The 5,532-nt window shown below is 54.9% G+C and carries 5 protein-coding genes; all 5 read left to right on the forward strand.

All coding sequences use genetic code 11. The annotated features are described in order from the left end of the window. Positions 1-104 precede the first annotated feature (104 nt). The 5 genes from ruvX to ACY692_RS13910 all read left to right on the forward strand — a co-directional run bounded on the left by ruvX (position 105) and on the right by ACY692_RS13910 (position 5,461). Positions 105-572, forward strand: coding sequence for a Holliday junction resolvase RuvX (gene ruvX, locus ACY692_RS13890; protein WP_462325976.1), 468 nt, complete (start codon positions 105-107; stop codon positions 570-572). Then, a complete protein-coding gene (gene mltG / locus ACY692_RS13895; protein WP_462325977.1) occupies positions 569-1,624 on the forward strand; it encodes an endolytic transglycosylase MltG in 1,056 nt (351 codons plus the stop codon). Before ruvX ends, mltG begins: the two co-directional genes overlap by 4 nt. A 165-nt stretch (positions 1,625-1,789) precedes the next feature. Next, the gene (locus ACY692_RS13900; RefSeq protein ID WP_462325978.1) at positions 1,790-3,352 is read left to right on the forward strand and encodes an ABC transporter substrate-binding protein; all 1,563 of its coding nucleotides are present in this window, start codon (positions 1,790-1,792) and stop codon (positions 3,350-3,352) included. Positions 3,353-3,565: 213 nt separating this feature from the next. Then, entirely contained in the window at positions 3,566-4,543 is a 978-nt protein-coding gene (locus ACY692_RS13905) for an ABC transporter permease (RefSeq protein ID WP_462325979.1), read from the forward strand. After that, positions 4,544-5,461 carry an ABC transporter permease gene (locus tag ACY692_RS13910; protein WP_462325980.1) on the forward strand — a complete coding sequence of 306 codons (918 nt, stop codon included), beginning with the start codon at positions 4,544-4,546 and terminating at the stop codon, positions 5,459-5,461. It abuts the gene before it with no gap. Positions 5,462-5,532: the final 71 nt, after the last annotated feature.

Raw genomic sequence — 5,532 nt, forward strand, 5'->3', positions numbered from 1 at the left:
GGGTTTTAGGTTTTAGGTTTTAGGTTTTAGGTCTGGTAAGTGACGGGAATGGGTTCTGGACGCATAAAAGGGCGGATATGGAATCCGCCCCTACGGGATAAACGATGAATTCCTCGACACCCACATCTCCCCGCTATCTGGGCATCGACTTCGGGCTCAAACGGGTGGGGTTGGCCGTGGCAGGGCCGAACAGCACTATGGTCTTTCCCCTGAAGACCATCTTCAGGACCACCCGGGCCACGTTTTTCGAGGAACTGCTGGCGACCATCCGGGAAGAAAACATCCAGGCCGTTGTGCTGGGACTGCCCCTGGACCTCGAGGGCAACGAGCAGCTCATCTCGCGGCAGGTCAGGAACTTTGCCGACAGCCTGGGACGGCGGGTCGCCGTGCCCATCTATCTGGAAAATGAAGTATTGACCTCATTCGAGGCAAAAGACCGCCTGAGTGAAGCCGGTGTCTTTGGCAGCCGTCGGAAAAAGGTTCTGGACCAGATTGCGGCCGTGGCCATTCTGGAATCCTTCCTGAGCCGGTCGGTCAACCCCGAACCCATTCCACAGCCCGAACACGCATGAGTCTTTCCCGCCTCTCCCTGATCCAGCGTTCCCTGCTCCTGGTTCTTGCGGTCATCCTCCTGACTGCCGGCACCCTTTTCTATCAGGTCCATCACTTCCTGCACACCCCGCCTGAACACCAGGGTGAGGATATGGTCGTTCGCATAGAACCGGGGATGTCCTTTTCCGCCATTGCAGCCCTGCTCGAATCCAAGGGTATTGTCTCCGACAAGACACGGTTCGCCCTTCTCGGCCGTTTCATGAGCAAGACCGGATCGGTTCCTGCCGGCGAGTGTACATTGAACACAGGATGGACACCCATGGAAGTGCTGGGCGAACTCGGTCGGACCAGAGACGTCCTCTTCCCTTTGACCATTCCCGAAGGACTGACCTGGTGGCAAACAGCCGACACGGTCCAGACATCGGGCCTGGGCACCCGCGAAGGATTCGCAACGATCGTCAGAGACAGGGATTTTCTCGCACAATGGAACATTCCCGGAGACAGTGCCGAAGGGTATCTCTTTCCCGAGACCTATCTCTTCCCCAAATCCAGGAGCATGCACCGGGCTGGCACCAGGTCAATGGACGACCCGGACCGGCGCATCGCCGACCACCTCATTGCCATGTTCCAGGACAAGACCAGGGATCTGTTCCCACCGGAAATGCCCCCGAAAGCCATCAGGAAAACGCTCACCCTGGCCTCCCTGGTGGAGAAGGAAACATCCAAGGACAACGAACGGGCCCGCATTGCCGGGGTCTATACCAACCGGCTCAGCAAAAACATGCGCCTGCAATGCGACCCGACCACCATCTACGGCATCGGACCGGATTTCGACGGCAATCTGAAACGGAGACATCTCCGCGACCGGTCCAATCCCTACAATACCTATGTACACCCGGGGCTGCCCCCCGGACCCATCTGCTCCCCGGGTCTGGCCTCCATCCAGGCGGCCCTGCATCCGGAATCCCACTCTTTTTTCTACTTCGTGGCCAAAGGAGATGGCAGTCATGCGTTCAGCAAGACACTCAGGGAACACAACCGCTATGTCCGGAAATATCAGCTGGGTGAATAAAGGCAGGACGGGCGGATGCACGGTCCTGACCATGCAACCCTTCAAAAACATATTTGATTTTTTGAGGATACAGGCGTATGTCACCGCATCGCAACAAACAATGACAGCATAGGCTGACAATGTTTTGTGCCTTTTTTCCCAAACCTTTTTCTGGAGGTAGCATCCATGAAAAGATTATCCGTCCTGTTGATCGCAGCCGCCCTCATGGTTTCCATGGGCGTGCTCTCAGCCAGCCAGGCCATGGCTGGTAAATCCATCAAGGTCGCCTTTGATGCCGACCCTGTCTCCCTGGATCCCCATGTCCAGCTCTCCGGTGGGATGCTCCAGTACTCGCACATGGTTTTTGACCCATTGATCCGTTGGAACCAGGAGATGGGCTTTGACGGCCGGCTGGCTACCAAATGGGAACGCATCGACCCGTTGACCATGCGCTTTCACCTGCGCAAGGGCGTCAAATTCCATTCAGGCAATCCATTTACGGCCAAAGACGTTGCCTGGACCCTGGCCAGGCTGAAAAAAAGCCAGGATTTCAAGGCACTTTTCGATCCCTTTGCCAAGCCGGAAATCGTGGATGACCACACCATCGATATCAAGACCACCAAGCCCTACCCCTTGGTACTGAACATGTGTACCTATATTTTTCCCATGGACAGCACGTTCTACACAGGCAAGGATGACAAAGGGCTCCCCAAGGACGCCATTGTCAAGACCCAGTACTCCTATGCCAACATCAACGAATCCGGGACCGGCAAGTATCAGGTCACCTACCGCGAGCAGGGTGTGAAAATGGTTTTCACTACCTTCCCCGGCTACTGGGACAATACCGGCAACGTGGACGAAATCACCCTGACGCCCATCAAAAACGACGCCACTCGGGTAGCCGCCCTGCTTTCCGGTGATGTCGACTTCATCATGCCCGTTCCCCCGCAGGACTACGATCGGATCGGGCGTAATTCCAACCTCAAGCTGGTAACCATGTCCGGCAGCCGGATCATCACGTTCCAGTTGGACCAGAAAAAACGGCCCGAGTTCAGGAACAAGAAGGTCCGTCAGGCCATGGTCTATGCGGTCAACAACGCCGGTATCGCCAAGAAGATCATGAAAGGAACGGCCACGGTCGCAGGCCAGCAGGCTCCTGAGGGATTTGCCGGGTACAAGGCCAACCTGAAACCCCGCTATGACCTGAAAAAAGCCAAGCAGCTCATGAAGGAAGCCGGGTACCCCAACGGGTTCTCCTGCTCCATGATCGCCCCGAACAACCGCTACGTGAAAGACGAACAGATCGCCCAGGCCGTCGCCGCCATGTTGTCAAAAATCGGCATCAAGGTGAATCTGAAGACCATGCCCAAGGCCCAGTATTGGGATCAGTTCGACGCCCAGGTCGCCGACATCCAGATGATCGGCTGGCATCCAGACACCGAGGACTCCTCCAATTACACCGAGTTCCTGCTCATGTGCCCGAACAAAGAAACAGGTTTTGGCCAGTACAACAGCGGCAACTACTGCGACAAAGAGGTCGATGGGTTGATCATACAATCCATGACCGAAACAGACATGGCCAAGCGCAGCGGATACCTTCAGGAAGTCGAGCAGCGTCTTTACGACGATGCCGCCTTTATCCCTCTGCACTGGCAGAACCTCTCCTGGGCCTCCAAAAAGGCTCTGATGATCGAACCGATCGTTAACGTCCAGAATTACCCCTACTTCGGGGATCTGGTCGTCAAATAAGCTTTGGAAGCCAAAGGGCGGACCGCATCTCGGGTCCGCCTTTTTATGGATGATACAGGATATAAGATATAAGATATAGGATATAAGATTCAGGACGAAAAACCGGGATGACGACTCTGTCCGGATCTGCGCAATGCGAACTATATCTTACATCATATATCTTATATCCTTTATCCCGCTTTTCTATCACCCTCCAACCCCGGACACCATTCCATGTTTGCTTTCATAGTCCGACGTATCCTTCAGGCCGCGGTCGTTATGTTCATCATCAGCGTGATCGGTTTCGCCATCAAGCAGAACGTGGGCGATCCGGTCAGGCAACTCACCGGTATCTCCGTATCCAAGGCCGAGCGCGAGGCGCTGCGCGACGAACTTGGTCTCAACGATCCATTTCTCGTCCAGTACGGACGGTTTTTGACCAAGGCTGTCAAGGGAGATATCGGCCAGTCCTATTTCTACAAGAAGCCGGCCATGCAGGTTATCATCAAGAAGGCCCCGGCTACCCTTGAGCTGGTCCTGTGCAGTTCCATCCTCATCATTCTGGTATCCATCCCGGTGGGCGTCTATGCGGCCATCTATCCCAAACGGCTCTTTTCCCGATTTGCCATGAGTGGAAGTATCGTCGGGGTCTCGTTCCCGGTATTTCTAACTGCCATTCTCCTCGTGTATCTCTTTTCCATCAAATGGGGACTTCTGCCCTCGTACGGGCGGGGAGATACCGTGAATATCGGGGGTTTCTGGGACACCGGCCTGCTCACATGGGATGGACTCAAGCACCTTGTTCTGCCGACGATATCCCTTTCCTCGATCATGCTCCCTCTTTTCATCCGACTGATCCGGTCGGAGATGATTGAAATTCTGCAGACAGATTATATCAAATTTGCCTGGGCCAAAGGGATCCAGCGATGGCGCATATGGTTTGTCCACGCATTCAAGAACACCCTGCTGCCGGTCATCACGGTGGGCGGGGTCCAGCTGGGAATGATGATCGCCTACACCATCCTGACCGAAACGGTCTTCCAGTGGCAGGGGATGGGCTTTATGTTCCTCGAAGCGGTAGAGCGTTCGGACACCTCCCTCTTGGTTGCCTATCTCATCTTCGTAGGGGCCATTTTCGTGTGTGTGAACACGGTCATCGACATCATCTACGGCCTGGTCAATCCCATGGTCAGGATCACAGGAAGGTCATAAATGGGACGTTGGAAACAATTCAAGGAATCGTACTTTCTGTACAGCTTTCTGCATGACAAAGTGGCAATGGGCAGCTTGGCCATATTGCTTGTACTGCTCATCATGGGACTGGGCGCCCCTCTTTTCGCCCCGCACAATCCCTATGATACGACAACCATCGATATTATGGATTCGGAAACCCCGCCGGTTTGGCTCGAAGGGGGAAATACCACCTATTGTCTGGGAACCGACGACCAGGGACGAGATCTGTACAGCACCATGCTCTACGGCATGCGCATCTCATTATTGATAGGCATCGGAGCGGTGTGCATGCAGGCACTTCTAGGGATCATCCTCGGACTCACTGCGGGATATTTCGGTGGACGGATCGAGTCCTTGCTCATGCGCATGGCCGATGTACAACTCTCCTTTTCAACCATGATGGTGGCCATCTTCCTGAGCGCCATTTTCCAGACCGCCTTTGGGGTGGGAAGATTCGAGGACATGGCCGTCCCCTTTCTGATCGTAGTCATCGGATTGGCCGAATGGCCGCAATACGCGCGGACCGTCAGGGCCTCCGTGCTTGCGGAAAAAAAGAAGGAATATGTTGAGGCGGCGCGGGTGATCGGCTTTTCACCACGCAGGATCATGTGGCGACACATCCTGCCAAACACCCTCTCCCCCATACTGGTCATATCAACGGTCCAGGTGGCCAATGCGGTCATGAGCGAGGCCGCCCTGTCCTTCCTCGGTCTCGGCATGCCGGTGACCAAACCGTCCCTGGGATCCCTGATCAATTCCGGCTTCGAGTACATCTTTTCAGGCTCTTGGTGGATCACCCTTTTTCCAGGCTTCCTTCTGGTCCTGCTCATATTGGTCATCAATCTCTTGGGGGACTGGCTGCGCGACGTTTTAAACCCCAAGCTGTATAAGGGATAGGGGCAGGATATAGGAGTCACGAAGTCCTCTACGTCGTCAATCGTCCATCCAGTCCACCTATCCCTTAAATC

Source organism: Desulfoplanes sp., assembly GCF_054921335.1.

Coding starts and splice junctions, on each gene's coding strand:
- ruvX (WP_462325976.1), top strand. CDS start 105: ATGAATTCCTCGACACCCACATCTCCCCGCTATCTGGGCATCGACTTC.
- mltG (WP_462325977.1), top strand. CDS start 569: ATGAGTCTTTCCCGCCTCTCCCTGATCCAGCGTTCCCTGCTCCTGGTT.
- ACY692_RS13900 (WP_462325978.1), top strand. CDS start 1,790: ATGAAAAGATTATCCGTCCTGTTGATCGCAGCCGCCCTCATGGTTTCC.
- ACY692_RS13905 (WP_462325979.1), top strand. CDS start 3,566: ATGTTTGCTTTCATAGTCCGACGTATCCTTCAGGCCGCGGTCGTTATG.
- ACY692_RS13910 (WP_462325980.1), top strand. CDS start 4,544: ATGGGACGTTGGAAACAATTCAAGGAATCGTACTTTCTGTACAGCTTT.